The organism is Mycobacterium sp. IDUB_37 (assembly GCF_055419245.1).
Map to the genome: position 1 here is coordinate 326,142 of NZ_JBVAXG010000006.1, position 15,581 is coordinate 341,722.

At 64.5% G+C, this 15,581-nt stretch carries 15 protein-coding genes; 2 read left to right on the top strand and 13 right to left on the bottom strand.

Annotated elements, in window-relative coordinates; genetic code table 11:
• Window positions 1-77 precede the first annotated feature (77 nt).
• The 7 genes from ACZY1I_RS21775 to ACZY1I_RS21805 form a co-directional block, all read right to left on the bottom strand.
• Entirely contained in the window at window positions 78-1,679 is a 1,602-nt protein-coding gene (locus ACZY1I_RS21775) for a PE family protein (RefSeq protein WP_463756982.1), read from the bottom strand.
• Window positions 1,680-1,766: 87 nt separating this feature from the next.
• Complete coding sequence (gene der / locus ACZY1I_RS21780; RefSeq protein ID WP_463756985.1) at window positions 1,767-3,167, bottom strand: ribosome biogenesis GTPase Der; 1,401 nt, start codon at window positions 3,165-3,167, stop codon at window positions 1,767-1,769.
• Window positions 3,164-3,847, bottom strand: coding sequence for a (d)CMP kinase (gene cmk, locus ACZY1I_RS21785; protein ID WP_463756989.1), 684 nt, complete (start codon window positions 3,845-3,847; stop codon window positions 3,164-3,166). Before cmk ends, der begins: the two co-directional genes overlap by 4 nt.
• A 17-nt stretch (window positions 3,848-3,864) precedes the next feature.
• Complete coding sequence (locus tag ACZY1I_RS21790; protein ID WP_463756993.1) at window positions 3,865-4,617, bottom strand: pseudouridine synthase; 753 nt, start codon at window positions 4,615-4,617, stop codon at window positions 3,865-3,867.
• Window positions 4,617-5,318: an SMC-Scp complex subunit ScpB gene (gene scpB / locus ACZY1I_RS21795; RefSeq protein ID WP_463756995.1), complete on the bottom strand. Its 702-nt coding sequence runs from the start codon at window positions 5,316-5,318 to the stop codon at window positions 4,617-4,619. The genes ACZY1I_RS21790 and scpB overlap by 1 nt, the downstream gene beginning before the upstream one ends.
• 22 nt (window positions 5,319-5,340) lie before the next feature.
• Window positions 5,341-6,180, bottom strand: coding sequence for a segregation/condensation protein A (locus tag ACZY1I_RS21800; RefSeq protein ID WP_463756997.1), 840 nt, complete (start codon window positions 6,178-6,180; stop codon window positions 5,341-5,343).
• Complete coding sequence (locus ACZY1I_RS21805) at window positions 6,177-7,040, bottom strand: ParA family protein (protein ID WP_463757002.1); 864 nt, start codon at window positions 7,038-7,040, stop codon at window positions 6,177-6,179. The genes ACZY1I_RS21800 and ACZY1I_RS21805 overlap by 4 nt, the downstream gene beginning before the upstream one ends.
• 288 nt (window positions 7,041-7,328) lie before the next feature.
• Here ACZY1I_RS21805 and ACZY1I_RS21810 point away from each other — a divergent pair, with 288 nt between their 5' ends.
• Window positions 7,329-7,748, top strand: a complete 420-nt coding sequence (locus tag ACZY1I_RS21810) for a nuclear transport factor 2 family protein (protein WP_463757005.1) — start codon at window positions 7,329-7,331, stop codon at window positions 7,746-7,748.
• Here ACZY1I_RS21810 and ACZY1I_RS21815 read toward each other — a convergent pair.
• Window positions 7,736-8,845 carry an SPL family radical SAM protein gene (locus tag ACZY1I_RS21815; RefSeq protein WP_463757007.1) on the bottom strand — a complete coding sequence of 370 codons (1,110 nt, stop codon included), beginning with the start codon at window positions 8,843-8,845 and terminating at the stop codon, window positions 7,736-7,738. The genes ACZY1I_RS21810 and ACZY1I_RS21815 overlap by 13 nt on opposite strands.
• A 55-nt stretch (window positions 8,846-8,900) precedes the next feature.
• Here ACZY1I_RS21815 and ACZY1I_RS21820 point away from each other — a divergent pair, with 55 nt between their 5' ends.
• Window positions 8,901-9,653, top strand: coding sequence for an O-methyltransferase (locus ACZY1I_RS21820; RefSeq protein ID WP_463757010.1), 753 nt, complete (start codon window positions 8,901-8,903; stop codon window positions 9,651-9,653).
• Between the two features lie 4 nt (window positions 9,654-9,657).
• Here ACZY1I_RS21820 and xerD read toward each other — a convergent pair whose 3' ends face one another.
• From xerD to steA, 5 genes are all read right to left on the bottom strand, one after another.
• The gene (xerD, locus tag ACZY1I_RS21825; RefSeq protein ID WP_463757170.1) at window positions 9,658-10,572 is read right to left on the bottom strand and encodes a site-specific tyrosine recombinase XerD; all 915 of its coding nucleotides are present in this window, start codon (window positions 10,570-10,572) and stop codon (window positions 9,658-9,660) included.
• A 23-nt stretch (window positions 10,573-10,595) separates the two neighbouring features.
• Complete coding sequence (locus ACZY1I_RS21830) at window positions 10,596-11,219, bottom strand: NUDIX domain-containing protein (protein ID WP_463757014.1); 624 nt, start codon at window positions 11,217-11,219, stop codon at window positions 10,596-10,598.
• On the bottom strand, window positions 11,212-12,960 hold the full coding sequence (locus ACZY1I_RS21835) for a CTP synthase (RefSeq protein ID WP_463757016.1): 1,749 nt from the start codon (window positions 12,958-12,960) through the stop codon (window positions 11,212-11,214). The genes ACZY1I_RS21830 and ACZY1I_RS21835 overlap by 8 nt, the downstream gene beginning before the upstream one ends.
• 114 nt (window positions 12,961-13,074) lie before the next feature.
• Window positions 13,075-14,019 (bottom strand): copper transporter, encoded by a 945-nt coding sequence (locus ACZY1I_RS21840; protein WP_463757018.1) that lies wholly within the window; start codon window positions 14,017-14,019, stop codon window positions 13,075-13,077.
• A gap of 30 nt (window positions 14,020-14,049) precedes the next feature.
• On the bottom strand, window positions 14,050-15,231 hold the full coding sequence (gene steA / locus ACZY1I_RS21845; RefSeq protein ID WP_463757021.1) for a putative cytokinetic ring protein SteA: 1,182 nt from the start codon (window positions 15,229-15,231) through the stop codon (window positions 14,050-14,052).
• Window positions 15,232-15,581 lie beyond the last annotated feature (350 nt).

Genomic DNA, 15,581 nt, shown 5'->3' on the forward strand with positions numbered 1-15,581 from the left:
GACGATCGTCGTCAACCACATGTCCTATGATATGGACTTCAAAGCCCGCATTGCGAGAGCAAAATGACGGATCGAAATCAAAGACTGCTGAGATCGCCGATGATCGACTGGGCCGCCGAGACAAGAACCAACGCTTCGAAGCTTCCTGCAATCGTGAACAGAGCGACGTCGGCGGCAATCGGATTGCCGATCGCGTTAATGAGACCCCACGCATCTCCGGTGCCGGCCTGGGCAATTCCAGCCGCAAACAGTTCGAGGTTGTAAGCCGGGAGCGACAAGAGTGCAGCGGTGGTGAAGTCTGCCGTCGGCAGCAGTACCGAGTAGCCGGCAGAGAACGCACTTGCGAAGGTATTGACCAAACCGGTGGGATTCGCTGCGACGCGACTGACCACGCCGGTCGTCGCCAACGGAATCGACTGCAGCCCATGCTGCAAGTTGGCTGTTGAGAGGCTGGATGCTTCTTTGCCGGCTTCGTGCATGAAGTCGGCGATTCCCTTCTGCGTACCCGCGGCCAGACGATCGAGTACGACTGCGGGATCGATCTGCGGGAAGAGGCCGAACGATGTCGGAGTATTCGGCGGACCAGTCGACCAGCCCTGGTCGGGGCTGCCGTACCCCAGGTTCACGAGCACCCGCGTATTCGGTTCCAGGAGCGCCGCCAATGGCTCTCCCACCACCGGGATGGAACGCAGCGGCTCCAGGATCGGCAGGTGCGGATTGGGAATCATGTAGTAGTTGGTCGTCGTGGGCCCCACGGTGTTGGTCAACGGCAACGCCGTGGCGATCTGCGAGGGCGTCAGGTCCGCGTATGTGCCGTGCACATAATATATGCCCGCGATGGCATTGAGGTCGGCCAGGATGTTGATGGGGTACTGCGGGAAGTCGGCGAAGCCGTCGTATTCAATGGTGTAGATGTTCGTTGGAAACGAATTGTCCGGCGTCGCACCGTAGAAGGTGAAGCCCAGACTCGGCATGCTCAGACCCGGGAAACGGGCGAGCAACCCTCCATTGGGATTCATCGGGTTGCCCAGCAGCGTAAACACCAGAGGTAGCGGGCTAGGTGTATTGCCCGGGTTGAGGGCGCGCATTTCCAGCGAAGCGATGATGGAGCTCTGCGAGAAGCCCACCACAGCGACGTTGTTACCAGCTGCCAGCTGCTGCTTAATCGCCGCATCCAGAATCTGGATGCCTTGCGCCACCGAAATGTTCGGGGTCAAGGTCCGGATGCCGGTCAGTGGGTAGAGCGCTTCCGGCGTGAAGAGCGATCGCGCGTTGGGCGCGGTGAACGCGGGAAAATGCGGCGTTATGTATTTCGAGACAACGGCATTCACGTAGCTCAGCGGCGGGATCGGGTTGCCGCTACCGCCCATGGCCAAGGTGACATCAGTTGCCGCAGCCAGTGGCGCCGAATTGGCAGCCTCGGCCTGGGCGTACACCTCGCCCGCCGTGGACAGTGCGCGAGCGAATTCGCCCTGCACCTTCGTCATCTGGCTGATGACTACTTGGCCCTCGACAGCGAAGGAGTTAAACAGCTCGGCGGCGGCCTCTGACACTTCGTCCATTGCCGCTGCTGCGATTCCGGTTGTCTGGAGGGCCGCGGTCCCCGTCGCCTGATAAACCCTCGCACTAATGCCCGACAGATCTGCGGCCGCATCGACCACCATCTGCGGTTGCGTCATTAAATTCGAAATGTTCAGTTCCTTCAGTCAGTTCGTCGCAGTCACTTCAAGGCTAGCCCGAGCGCAGTCACACTCTTCGCGCCAATTTCAGCGCCGTTTGGCACCGCGCTTTTCACGCACCCTGACGTTGATCCGGATCGGAGAGCCCTCGAATCCGAAGGACTCGCGCAACCGTCGCTCGATAAACCGCCGGTAGCCCGCCTCCAGGAAACCCGATGTGAACAGCACGAACGTCGGGGGGCGTGCCGTGGCCTGGGTGGCGAACAGAATGCGTGGCTGCTTGCCTCCCCGCACGGGAGGCGGCGTGGCCGCGACCACCTCCTTGATCCATGTGTTCAACGGGCCGGTCGCGATCCTGGTGTCCCACGATGCCAGCGCGCCCTCCAAGGCCGGTACCAGCTTCTGCAGCGCTCGTCCGGTCCTGGCGGAGATGTTGACTCGCTGCGCCCAGCGCACCTGCACCAACTCGAGGTCAATCTCGCGGTCGAGCAGATCGCGGCGGTCCTCGTCGACCAGGTCCCATTTGTTGTAGGCGAGCACGACCGCCCGGCCCGATTCGATCACCATCGACAGGATTCGCAGATCCTGTTCAGTCAGCGCCTGCGACGCGTCGATCAATACGACCACCACTTCGGCGGCATCGATGGCGCCGTGTGTGCGCACCGAGGCGTAGAACTCGTGCCCGCTGGCCTGACCGACCTTGCGGCGCAGGCCGGCGGTGTCGACGAACTTCCAGGTTTTGCCGCCCAGTTCGATCAGCGAGTCCACCGGGTCGACCGTGGTGCCGGCGACGTCGTGCACCACCGACCGCTGATCACCCGCCAGTTTGTTCAACAGCGAACTCTTGCCCACATTGGGTTTGCCGACCAGTGCCACCCGCCGCGGACCGCCGCCGTCGGAGGTCAACTCCCCCACCTCGGGCAGAGCAGCCAGCAGCCTGTCGAGCAAGTCGGCCACCCCGCGACCGTGCATCGCGCTGACCGAGTGAGGCTCACCGAGCCCGAGCGACCACAATTCGGCGGCGTCGGATTCGACCTTTTCGTTGTCAACTTTGTTGGCGGCCAAGAACACTGGCTTGCCGGACCGGACCAGAATGCGAGCCGCGGCCTCGTCGGCAGCGGTGGCCCCCGTGGTCGCATCGACCACCAAAATGATCGCGTCGGCGGTGCGCATCGCCACCGATGCCTGTTCAGCGACGAGTAATTGCAGGCCCTTGGCGTCGGGTTCCCATCCCCCGGTGTCCTGCACGACGAAGCGGCGTCCGGTCCAGAGCGCGTCGTAGGACACCCGGTCACGGGTCACGCCGGGAACGTCCTGCACGACGGCCTCACGCCGGCCGATGATCCGGTTGACCAACGTCGACTTGCCGACGTTGGGCCGACCGACGATCGCCACGACAGGCGCCGGCCCGGACTCAGCCAGGTCGGCCAATTCGGAAGCGGTTAGATCCCAATCGCTTTCGTCGGCCCAGGTGCCATCCTCAGTCACTGTACCGCCTCACTGCGTTGCCCGACCAAGTCCAGGAGATGGGCAACCACCCCTGACTCGGTCATGTCACTGGTGTCGACGACGATCGCGTCCGACGCCGCTCGCAACGGTGACACCGCGCGGGTGGAATCCAGATGGTCGCGCCGACGCACGTCCGCCAACACGGCCTCGTAGTTGTCCGGGAGCCCTGCTCGAACGTTCTGAGCGTTGCGGCGCTCCGCCCGGGTCTCCGCTGACGCGGTGAGGAAGATCTTCACCGGCGCATCAGGGAACACCACCGTGCCAATGTCGCGCCCCTCCACCACGATGCTGTCCCCGTCGGCCAAATCCGTTGCCATTCCACGCTGAATCTCGACCAACCGGGTGCGCACGGAGGGCACCGCCGACACCGCCGACACCGCACGGGTGACGTCGTCACCGCGAATCTCCGACGAAACATCTTCTCCGGCAAGGTAAAAGCTGCTTGCGTCGGGATCATAACCGACCGACAGCTGCAACCCGGCCGCGACTTCCGCCACCGCTTCGGGGTCTGCCGGGTCGACTTCGGCACGCAATACCGCCAGCGTCACGATCCGGTACATGGCACCGGTATCCAGGAACCGCGCCCGCAAACCCCGCGCTAATCCCCTTGATACCGAGGACTTTCCGGTTCCAGCCGGACCATCAATCGCGACAACCATCGTTTCAGTTAACGAACTCACAATCCCACCGCTTTATACAGTTGTCCTACCTCGTCCATACGTAACGCCCGCACCGAACCCGGGCGTTGCTTGCCTAAAGTCACCGCACCGATGTCCGTGCGTACCAACGCTTCCACCGGAAAACCGACCGCCGCCAGCAACCGGCGCACAATCCGGTTTCGTCCTTCGTGCAGCGTCACCCGCACCAGCGTCTTGCCGGGGATCGAATCCACCACGGCGAAATCGTCGAGGTCCACTGGTCCGTCGTCCAACTCGATGCCGCCCCGCAGTTGCTTGCCCAATCCGCGCGGCACCGCACCCGTCACCGTTGCGAGATAGGTCTTGGGGACCTTGTGGGACGGATGCATCAGACGATGCGCCAACTCACCGTCATTGGTCAGCAGAATCAACCCCTCGGTGTCCGCATCCAGACGCCCGACGTGGAACAAGTTCTTGTTACCCCGCACTTTTCGCTCGATCAGATCGCCGATGCAGGGCCGACCGCGGTCATCGGACATGGTTGAGTGCATGCCGCGCGGCTTGTTCAGCGCCAGGTAGACCAGCGATTCGTCGATGACGATCCTGGCTCCGTCCACCCGAATGATGGAGGCATCCGGATCGACCCGGGTGCCCAACTCGGTGACCACCTGCCCGTCCACCTCGACGCGGCCGTCGCGAATCATCCGCTCAGCATTGCGTCGAGACGCAATTCCGGCCTGCGACAACACTTTCTGCAGGCGGGTCCCCTGAGGTTCGTCAGACTGGTCCATCAGTCGTGATCCACATCGAAAGTGGCCGGCTGCGGGGAAGGCCGACCGCCGCCGGCGAGCTTCATGAAACGCGGTTCGCTGTCCAGGGATTCGCTGATGTCGTCGATGGAGTCGACGTCCGGAAGCAGTGGTGCGATATCGGGCAGTTCGGTCAGCGAGGTCAGCCCCAGCCGCTCCAGAAACAGTTCGGTAGTGGCAAACATCATAGCGCCCGTGTCTGCATCATTGCCCACCTCGGTGATCAGGCCGCGTGCCAACAAGGTTCGCATTACGGCGTCGACATTTACGCCGCGGACCGCGCTGACTCGTGCGCGCGTGACCGGCTGGCGGTAAGCGACCACGGCCAGCGTCTCCAACGCGGCCCTGGTCAGCTTGGAACGGGTGCCGTCCAGCAACAGATTCTCGACGAACGGCGCGAAACGGGAGCGGGTGTAGAAGCGCCAGCCTTCGCTGTTCTGCCGCAGATCGATACCGCTGGCTCGCGCGGTCAGCTCGTCGGCGAGCACCTGCAGCTTCGCGGCAACCCGGTAGACCGGCTGTTCGGTGGCCGAGGCCAGCGCGTCGGCCGTCACCGGGGTATCGACCACCAGCAACAGCGCCTCCAGCACGCGGCCGAGTTCATCGGAATCCATCTCGGCGGGCTCGGCGATGTCCGGGATTGCGTCGATGCCGGAGTCCAGGTCAGGCGCTTGGTCAGACATCAGCGCCACGTTCTCCTCATCTTCACTCGTCTCGCACTTCCAGCAGGGATTCGCTCGACGGTCGTTCCCCGGTCCAGGACACCTGGAGCACGCCGAGGGGCTCGGGCTGCTCGAATGCTACCGCGCGGGAACGATACAGCTCGAGCAGCGCGAGAAAGCGCCCGACGATCTCGACCGGCAACTCGCAGTCAGCGACCAGCTCCGAGAACGAGGCCCACTGGCCGCTGCCGCGCGCTTCGAGCATGCTCAGGATGTGCCGGGCCTGTTCGGGGATCGACACTGTCCGCACGTGCAGGTGCCCGGTGGCCACCGACGGCACCGGCCGCGGGGTGAAGGCGATGGCCGCGATCTCGGCGAACCGCGCAGCGTCGACACCCAGCAACACCTCCGGCAGCAGGCCCGCGAAGCGATCCTCCAGCGACACCGCGCGGGGATAGCTGCGCTGCGCGGTGGCCTCCAACTGGGCGAACATCTCGGCGACGTGCTTGAATGCCCGATACTGCAGGAGCCGGGCGAACAGCAGGTCACGCACCTCGAGCAGGGCCAGGTCCTCTTCGTCGTCGACCTGACCGGTCGGCAGCAGCCGGGCCGCTTTCAGATCCAACAAGGTTGCTGCGACCACCAGGAAAGCCGTGGTTTCATCCAGATCCAGCTGGGCGCCGATGGCCTTGATGTAGGCGATGAAATCATCGGTGACCTGGTGCAGTGCCACCTCGGTGACATCGAGCCGATGCGCGAAGATGAGCTGCAGCAGCAGATCGAACGGCCCCTCGAAGTTCGTCAGCCGGACCCGAAAACCGTCGGTGTTGCCGTTCTCGGGTGCCGCCTCGCCGTCTGCCGGGCTGTTCGGGACGCCGTTCACACGCCGAATCGGTCGATGAACTCGCGAGCCAGCGCCCGGTAGGCCTGGGCGCCGTTGGATTTGGGCGCCCACGTGGTGATGGGTTCGCCGGCGACGCTGGTCTCCGGGAATCGGACCGTGCGGCTGATCACGGTGTCGAAGACCAGATCGCCGAACCGCTCGACGACCCGGGCCATCACCTCGCGCGAGTTGACGGTGCGCGGGTCGAAGCGGGTGATCAGGATCCCACTGATTTCCAGCTTGAAGTTGAGTCGATCGCGCACCTTATCGACGGTGTCGGTGAGCAGCGCCAATCCGCGCAGCGAGAAGAACTCGCACTCCGTCGGGATGACCACGCCCTCCGCACAGGCCAGACCGTTGACGGTGAGCAGGCCCAACGACGGCTGGCAGTCGATCAACACGTAGTCGTAGCGATCCAACACCGGGTAGAGCGCCCGGCCCAGCGTCTGTTCGCGGCCAACTTCATTGACCAGCTGAATTTCGGCCGCCGACAGGTCGATGTTGCTGGGAACCAGATCCAGGTTCTTGACCCGGGTGTTGATCAGCACATCGTCGATGGACACCCGCGACTCCACCAGCACGTTGTGGATCGTCTTGTCCAGCTCGTAGTGCGGCACACCGAGGCCGGCGGACAGCGCGCCCTGCGGGTCCATATCCACCAGCAGCACCCGTCGGCCGTACTCCGCAAGTGCGGCACCCAGATTGATCGTCGACGTGGTCTTGCCGACCCCGCCCTTCTGGTTGCACATCGCGACGACCTTGGCCGGACCATGCTTGGTGCGCGGTTGGGGTTCGGGAATATCCCGCGGCGGCCGGCCGGTGAGGCCGATTTCCGGGCCGCTGCCGGATTTGGCGGTCATGCCCGTCTACAGCGAGTGGTGACGAGCGTCAGCGTGGACATCGCAGGAAAGTCTAACGGCTGGGCCCGCCTGCGAGGGGAGACCCGCAGGCAACGGTCAAAGTGTGCGTCGAAGGACTAGATGACTTGGTGGCGCCTGGGGGTCGCGCGTTTCGCGCGAGCCTGCCCGGGTACGGCCTGTAGATGCCCGACCGCGCGTCTGAATGGCGTCACCGGCACTGCGGGCAGTCAGTCCATACGGCCACCGCAAGATCGCGACGGCCTAGATAAGGCAGAGGACACATTCAGCATGCAAGACATCACTCAACGATTCATCGAGGCACTCGAAGAGCTACACCGCAATAAGGACACGAGCCCTCTGACCGACTTGTTTGACGAGGACTCGACACTCAGTAAGGCCGGGATGCCGAATCAGCAGCAGGGAAAGAACGGCGCGCATGACTTCTGGCAGCAGTATCGCGGGGTCTTCGACACGGTCGAGGCGAGCTTTCATCATGTCGTCTATGGCGAGGGGATTGCTGTTCTGGAATGGACATCACGCGGAAATCTGAATGACGGCAACGAGTTCAGCTACGACGGGGTAAGTGTGCTCGAAGCGCACGACGACACCATCGACGCGTTCCGGACCTACTACGACACCGCGGCATTCCTCGGCGCAGAAGGTAAGAAGCGGACCACTCGTCACGCCGCGGCCAGTCAGGTCCAGTAGAGCACCCGCGCGGCGGGTAGCTTCGTCGCAAGCTCACCCTGGAACCAGGTCCGCAACTCCGCCATGGTGTCCTTCGGGTAGACGTACTTCGCCGACCCGAACTTGCCGAATTTGCGGATGCGTGCGGCCTCATCCAAATCGAGCTTCGTACGCGGGTACCAGCCCGTCAGCACTTCTTTGCTGCCCGCGGTGAAGCGGCGTGTGATGCACTCGACCGTGAGATCCACCCCGGGGACGTCCGCCAGCGCGTCGGCTACGTTTTGCAGCAGCGCTGCGTAGCCTTCGCGCCACCGCGGCATCGGCATGATCGGCGCAATGGTCAGCCCGACGCGATATCCGGCCAGCGCGAGGGCTCGCAGGGCGCCGATCCGTCGCGGCAGTCTGGCGGTGCCACCCTCGAAGCGGTCGGCAATCTCTTCAGCATTGACCGATACCCTGACCCGCGTGGCACCCTGATGCGGCAGTCCGACCAGTCGGGCAACATTGTCGAACTTGGTGGTGAACCGCAGTTCGACCCGGCCGGGCCAATCATGGGTGCCGACGTGGGCGATGGTGGCGGAGAGTGAACCGGTCAGATGCTCCAACGCCAGCGGATCGGTGTAGCACGAGGCCTCGAAGGTGGTGCCCTCCTCGGCGCGGGCGGCCGATGCCGAGGTTATCGTGCCGCGGCCGACGTGATCGTCCATCTGGGCCAGAATTTCTGGCAGGTTCGCGTACACACGGGTGATTGGCGGCCCAGACAGGGAGCCCGCCAGGTAGCAGTACTGACAGTGCGCGGGGCAGCCTTCGGCGAGATCGATGCGCCAGTCTGCGCTGGGTGGAATGGGTTGCAGTCGGAGCTTGCTGGGCGGCGCGACCACGACAGCGAGCGTGCGCTTTGCCAGGGCGTAGGTCGCGCGTTCGTTTTCTGCCCGCAGCGAAGGCAGCCGGTCGCCTTTGACGACGTTGATGTCGGTGACACCTGCGGCCTCGCAGCGCGCCACGACTTCGGCGCCGTGCGGTAATTCCGCCGCTGACCGGGTTACCAGGACGCGGGCCGGGATCCACAGCATCGGCGGATTCGCGGCGGACGCCGATGTCGTGGCGGGAACTGTCATTTTCGGATGACAACGCAGTCGGGGATTCACAGGTTCCCCGGCCTATCGTGGCGCTATGGACCTGAAGCGACGTATTCCCTTGCTGCGGTGGTCGGTATGGCGAATGGCCACCGGTGCGCGCAACATCACCGAGACCGGCCAGATCGGCGACGGACGCGAAGCGGCGGCAGTCGAATACGTACTGAACAACGCCCGCGCCGGCGACGTCGACGACGTGCTGGCCGCCATAGACAAGTTCGCCTACGAGAAGTCAATACTGATCAACGTCGGCGACGAAAAAGGCGCCATACTCGACGCCGCGGTGCAGCGTGCCGACCCTGCTGTGGTTCTTGAACTTGGGACCTACTGTGGTTACAGCGCGCTGCGGATTGCGCGGGCCGCTCCGAATGCCAAGGTGTTCTCCATCGAACTGGCCGAGGCCAACGCCGTGAATGCTCGGCGGATTTGGGAACACGCCGGCGTCGGCGACCGGGTGACGTGCGTGGTGGGAACGATCGGGGATGGCGGCCAGACCCTGAACGCGCTGGCGAACGAGCACGGATTCGCAGCCCGCTCGTTGGACTTCGTTTTCATCGACCACGACAAGAAGGCCTACCTCGACGATCTGCAGCGAATCCTGGATCGCGGCTGGCTGCGCGAGGGCTCGGTCGTCGTCGCCGACAACGTCCGGGTGCCGGGGGCGCCCAAGTACCGCGCCTACATGCGCGAGCAGCAAGGCACGTCGTGGCGGACCGTCGAGCACAAAGCTCACCTCGAATACCAGACCCTAGTGGCCGACTTGGTGCTGGAATCCGAATACTTGGGCTGAACTGTTAGGTGGCCCGGGGGTGGGCTCCGGCCCACACTTCCCGCAGCGCGTGCACGGTGACGAGGGTGTAGATCTGCGTCGTGGTCACCGAGGCGTGACCCAGTAGCTCCTGCACCACCCGCACGTCGGCGCCGCCCTCCAACAGATGGGTGGCAAATGAGTGCCGCAGCATGTGCGGGGACACACCTGAGGTGATACCGCCGCGCTCGGCGGAGTCCTGCAACACCTGCCAGGCGCTCTGTCGCGACAACCGGCCGCCCCGGGCGTTGAGAAAGATGGCCGGAGTGCCACGCCCGCGCCGGGCCAGATCCGGGCGGCCGCGCACCAGGTAGGCATCGAGCGCCTGCACCGCGGGACGCCCGATCGGCACCAGTCGCTGCTTACCGCCTTTGCCGCGCAGCAACACCGACCTGGAGTGGGTGTCGATGTCATCGACGTCGAGGCCGACAGCCTCGGAGATCCGCGACCCGGTGGAGTACAGCACTTCCAGCAGCGCACGGTTACGCAGCGTCAGTGGGCCGTCGGATGCGTCGTCACCGCCGGCGCCTTCGAGCAGCGCCAGCACCTGGTCGATCGTCAGGCTCTTGGGCAGCCTTCGGCCTGGCGTCGGCGGCCGCACCGCCCGCGCCACATCGAGCTCGGCCAGCCCTTCGGCGGCGGCGAATCGGTGCAACCCCCGGACCGCGATCAACGTCCTTGCCGCGGATACCGCCGACAGCGCAACCAAACCGGCTTCCGGATCCCCGCGTCGCAGTGCCACCAGGAACTCGCTGACGTCGTTCTCGCCGACCTTGGCCAGATCATGGATTCCGCGCTCTTCCAGATGCTTGGAGTAGCGGCGCAGGTCCCGGCGGTAAGAGCTCAAGGTGTTGGCCGCGACGCCGCGCTCGATCGTCAGATGGTCGAGATAGCCCTGCATCTGCGAATCGAGCGCCAGCACCGTCACTCCGCGGCCTTGCGCCCAGCGAACGCGATCGGCCTGTCGATCCACGGCGTGTCCAGGGGACGCGGCTGGACAGCGCCGTTCTTGACGGCGTGCGCGGCCAGAATTCCGGCGATGGCAATCGAATTGACGATCTCTCCACTCAGAGCGCGGTCGACCGCCTCGTCCAGGGGATACCAGCGCATCGTCATATCGGCTTCTTCGTCATGCGCCTCGGGACGTCCGATGTCGCGCAGTCCAGTGGCCAGGAAGACGCGTACCGATTCGTCGCTGTAGCCAGGGGCGGTGTTGACGTCCAGAAGCACCTGCCAGGTGCTGGCGTGCAGGCCGACCTCCTCCTGAAGTTCCCGTGCAGCGCTGAGATGAGGCGGCTCACCCGGGGCGTCGAGCAACCCCGCCGGCAATTCCCATATCCGCCGGCCATACGGGTGGCGGTACTGATAGATCAGCGCGATCTCGTTGTCGTCGTTCAAAGCGACGACGGCGACCGCGCCGTAGTGCTCGACGACTTCCCGATGGGCGGTCCTACCGCCCGGCATCCGGACCTGGTCCCGACGCAAGGCGAAAATAGCGCCCTGATAAAGGGTTTCGGTTGAGACCGTCTCGAAATCGTGCTCAACCACGGTTGACTGGAGTGGCTAGCGGTTGCGCGACGTTCTGTCGATGCTCGTTGCCGTTGGCGTGCTCGGGAATCTCGACCGGCAACCGTTCGCCTGCCCGGTAGTCCAAGGCCGCCCTGATGAACGCGGCGAACAGCGGGTGCGGACGAGTGGGCCGACTCTTCAACTCGGGGTGAGCCTGGGTGCCGACGACGAAGGGGTGCTGTTCGGGCGGGTACTCGACGAATTCCACCAGATGTCCGTCGGGCGAGGTTCCGGAGAATCGCAGGCCGCTTTCCGCGATCCGCTCCCGATAGGAGTTGTTGACCTCGTACCGGTGCCGATGGCGCTCGGACACCTTCGTGGCTTGATATGCCTGAGCCACAATCGAATCCGGCTCCAAGACGGCCGGATAAGCACCCAGCCGCATGGTGCCGCCCAGATCCGCCTCACCTGCCACGATCTGCTCCTGATCGGCCATCGTGGAGATCACTGGGTCGGGTGTATCCGGCTCGAACTCGGCCGAGTTGGCTTCGCTGAGGCCCACCGACCGGGCGGCCTCGATGACGATGCACTGCAGGCCCAGACACAGCCCGAACACCGGCAACGACCGCGCCCTCGCGTGCCGGATGGCACCGATCTTTCCCTCGATGCCACGGATGCCGAAGCCACCGGGAATCAGCACCCCGTGCGTGTCGCCCAACGCCGCCGCCGCGCCGCTGGGTGTCTCGCAGTCGTCGGATGCCACCCAGACGATTTCCACCTTCGCGCGGTGTTTGAAACCACCGGCGCGTAGCGCCTCACTGACCGACAGGTAAGCATCGGAGAGCTCAACATATTTGCCCACCAAGGCAATCCGCACCGTTTCGTGCGGCTCGTGTACCCGGCGCAGCAGGTCGTCCCACTCGGTCCAGTCGACGTCGCGGAACGGCAGGTTGAGTCGACGGACCACGAACGCGTCCAGTTCCTCGCGGTGCAGCACCTTCGGGATGTCGTAGATCGAGGGCGCATCCGGGGTGGAGATGACGCCGTCGATATCGACGTCACACATCAGCGCGATCTTGTTCTTCAGCGCTTCGGGAACGGTACGGTCGCAGCGCAGGATCAGCGCGTCCGGGGAGATACCAATGCTGCGCAGCGCCGCCACCGAGTGCTGGGTTGGCTTGGTCTTGAGCTCGCCGGAGGGCGCCAGGTAGGGCACCAGCGACACGTGCAGGAAGAAGACGTTGTCCCGGCCGACGTCATGGCGAACCTGCCGTGCCGCCTCGAGGAAGGGCTGGGACTCGATGTCGCCCACGGTGCCACCGATTTCGGTGATCACCACGTCCGGGCGCCGCCCCGCGGCATTCGGTGCGGCCATCGCCAGGATGCGTCGCTTGATCTCGTCGGTGATGTGCGGGATGACCTGCACGGTGTCGCCGAGGTACTCGCCGCGCCGCTCTTTGGCGATGACCGTCGAATACACCTGCCCGGTAGTGACATTCGCCGAGCCGGACAGATCACGATCGAGGAACCGTTCGTAGTGCCCGACGTCGAGGTCGGTCTCGGCGCCGTCCTCGGTGACGAAGACCTCGCCGTGCTGGAACGGGTTCATGGTGCCCGGGTCGACGTTGAGATACGGGTCGAGCTTTTGCATGGTGACTTGCAACCCGCGCGCGGTCAGCAGCTGTCCGAGGCTGCTTGCCGTTAACCCCTTGCCGAGCGATGAAGCGACGCCACCGCTGACGAAGAGGTGTCTGGTGGCGGTTTGCGGATGCTTACGCAACTGGGCGACCTCCGTGAAGACGGGCAGGGCATGACGTCTGGTGCTGTAGCTGGGCCTGCCGACGCACGGAAAACCACCCTAACATTCACGGCGTCATGCCGTGACGAACACGCCCTACTGAGGGACGGTGACCGAGGTCGCCCCGTGGCCGCTGCCGTACTGACCCGGCTTGGAACCGGCGATCAGGTCGTGCAGAGCGAGGATTGCCGTAATCCGCCCGGGCTCGACGTCGACGTCATCGATCGTGCTCACCGCCCCCGACATCCCGCCGTCGGCGCGGGTGACAGCCACTGCGGCACTGCCGTTGGCCGAACCGTCCCGACCCGCCAGTACTGTGCCCGAGCCGTGCGGTGCCAACGCGGCGGCGAACCGTGCCACGGTCGACCCCTGATTTCCGGCATCCGCGGGCAAGCCACCCCCGGTGATCACGATCGCGGCGTTGGCCGCCCCGATGTGGTCGTTGGGCTGGTAGGTGATGAAGCCGGTTTCCCTGAGGGCACCCAGGACCGTGTCGCGCTGGGTGTCGTCAACGACCGGCACCTGCGGGTTGGAATTGATCAGCAGTGCAATGCCCAGCAGGTCGCCGGCCTGCGAACCCTGGTCGACCAACTTGGTGCTCAACTGCGTTCCGGCGGGCAGGATCGAGGAGTTGACCACCGTGCGCAGTTTCTCGCCGGAGTTGGCTTCGACGAACTCGTGGGTGAGTGCCACAGTCCCCGTGACCGAGCCGCCGGCCTGTCCGATGATCTTCGATACCGCGGAGACATCGTCGTTGCTGGCATCAGGAGTTCGGAACAACACCACCGTCTTGGCGGCCAAGGCGTCCTTCACGATCCTGCCGAGCACTTGGGCATCGAAAGTATTTGCCGCGCTGAGCTTCTCGTTGAGCTGATTGCGCTGGTCGTTGAGCCCGCTGACTTGGGAGGCCAAGTCGCGCTTCTCGTTACGCAGGCTGGACAGCACCGTATCCGAGAAGAAGCCGGAGCCCAGCACTACTCCGATGGTCAGGGCGAGAAAGACCGCTGCCAGCGAAATGGCATGTTGACGTAACGAGATCATGGGGGCACTTCCTTTGGGAACCTCGGGTGGCTACGACAACAGGTGCTGGATCCACAGCGTGAACCGGTTCCAATATTCGACGGCCCAGTGCAGCACCACGCCGTCGGTGCGAGACACCCACAGCACAACGATGATGGCGATCAGCATGGTCAGCGCCAAGAGCGCGATGGCGCCGCCCGAGATGTGGTTCCGGTAAAGCGTGGCAACAGCTTTGGCGTCGACCAACTTCTCCCCCACTCGCAACCGGGTGAGGAAGGTTGATGGATTGCTCTGCGACCGCGTCCGGTCGAAGAACGTCTCGATGTTGGCGGTATGGCCGGCGGTGACCAGTAGCGCGGCGCCGTGGTGATCGGCCAGCAACAGCGCCAGATCGGTGGCCGAGCCCGCGGCGGGGAATGTCATGGCCCCGACACCGAGATCCTGAATCCGCTCCAGGCCCGCAGCGTGGCCGTCGGCGTCCGCGGGCAGTACCACCTGGGCACCGCACTTGAGGACTTCGGCGCTGATCTGGTCGGGGTCGCCGACGATCAGTTGCGGTCGGTACCCGGCCTTGCGCAACACATCGGCACCTTGGCCGACACCGACGAGCACCGGTTGGTACTCCTTGATGAATGGCTTGAGGGACTTCAGGTCGTCGGCGGCGCTGGGCTCCTCGGAGACCACCACCACGTGACGGCGGCGCATGTCGACGTCGATGTCCGGGATGCCGATGCCGTCGATCAGCAGCGGGCTCTCGCTGCGGATGAACTCAATTGTGTTGCCGGCGAAGGCTTCCAGGTGTGCGGCCAGGCCACTCTTGGCCTCCCGCATCAGGTCCGCGATGTCGTGATCGGTGCGCTCGGTGCCGCGGATCAGTCGACGGTCGCCGGAGTAGACCCCACCTTCGTAGAGACGGATCTTGGATCCGTCCTTGACCTTCTTGAAGATGTCGGGGCCGGTCTCGTCAATCAGCGTGACCCCGTTGTTGACCAGAACCTCCGGGCCGAGGTTCGGGTAGCGGCCGGAGACCGACGGAGAGGCGTTGACGACGGCGGCGATGTCAGCTTCGACCAGAGCGTCGGCGGTGATGCGGTCCAAGTCCAGGATATCGAGGACCACGATGTCGCCGGGACATACCCGACGCAGCAGTCGATCGATATTCCGGTCCACGCGGGCAGTGCCAATCAGACCTGGCCGGACGGTGTTGCGAGTTAGAAGCGCTGACATCTTCATGTGGGGGATTCTGTCCGCGATGCAAGCAATGGGCGGGGAGGCGCGCCGTAACATCTGTCCCTTTAGTTGCATAGCGTCACATCTGTCACATTTGTGTTGAAGGTTGGTCTCGGGGGTTTGCGACGACGTCTGGGCGGCCTGTCGACCGCTGACCGGCGGGCGCGGCCGGCTCGAGAGACCGCTCCGGTACGGCCGGGACGGCGTGTCGTTACGCAGACAGGCGCGCTCGTGGCGGAAGGCGTCGGCGAGGGCGCGCGAGGATGCGCAGATCTACAGCCCCGGGGGGTGGCGTGAAACCGCCAGCGGGTCAACGTAACTCTCCGCACGCTCGGCACAGCACGAAACCTCAC

Excerpts from the sequence above, each read along its gene's own strand:
- xerD (WP_463757170.1), bottom strand. The coding sequence starts at position 10,572 with ATGCAGGGCTATCTCGACCATCTGACGATCGAGCGCGGCGTCGCGGCC.
- ACZY1I_RS21815 (WP_463757007.1), bottom strand. The coding sequence starts at position 8,845 with ATGACAGTTCCCGCCACGACATCGGCGTCCGCCGCGAATCCGCCGATG.
- ACZY1I_RS21805 (WP_463757002.1), bottom strand. The coding sequence starts at position 7,040 with ATGACCGCCAAATCCGGCAGCGGCCCGGAAATCGGCCTCACCGGCCGG.
- steA (WP_463757021.1), bottom strand. The coding sequence starts at position 15,231 with ATGAAGATGTCAGCGCTTCTAACTCGCAACACCGTCCGGCCAGGTCTG.
- ACZY1I_RS21810 (WP_463757005.1), top strand. The coding sequence starts at position 7,329 with ATGCAAGACATCACTCAACGATTCATCGAGGCACTCGAAGAGCTACAC.
- scpB (WP_463756995.1), bottom strand. The coding sequence starts at position 5,318 with ATGTCTGACCAAGCGCCTGACCTGGACTCCGGCATCGACGCAATCCCG.
- ACZY1I_RS21820 (WP_463757010.1), top strand. The coding sequence starts at position 8,901 with ATGGACCTGAAGCGACGTATTCCCTTGCTGCGGTGGTCGGTATGGCGA.
- ACZY1I_RS21790 (WP_463756993.1), bottom strand. The coding sequence starts at position 4,617 with ATGGACCAGTCTGACGAACCTCAGGGGACCCGCCTGCAGAAAGTGTTG.
- ACZY1I_RS21840 (WP_463757018.1), bottom strand. The coding sequence starts at position 14,019 with ATGATCTCGTTACGTCAACATGCCATTTCGCTGGCAGCGGTCTTTCTC.
- ACZY1I_RS21775 (WP_463756982.1), bottom strand. The coding sequence starts at position 1,679 with ATGACGCAACCGCAGATGGTGGTCGATGCGGCCGCAGATCTGTCGGGC.
- cmk (WP_463756989.1), bottom strand. The coding sequence starts at position 3,847 with ATGGTTGTCGCGATTGATGGTCCGGCTGGAACCGGAAAGTCCTCGGTA.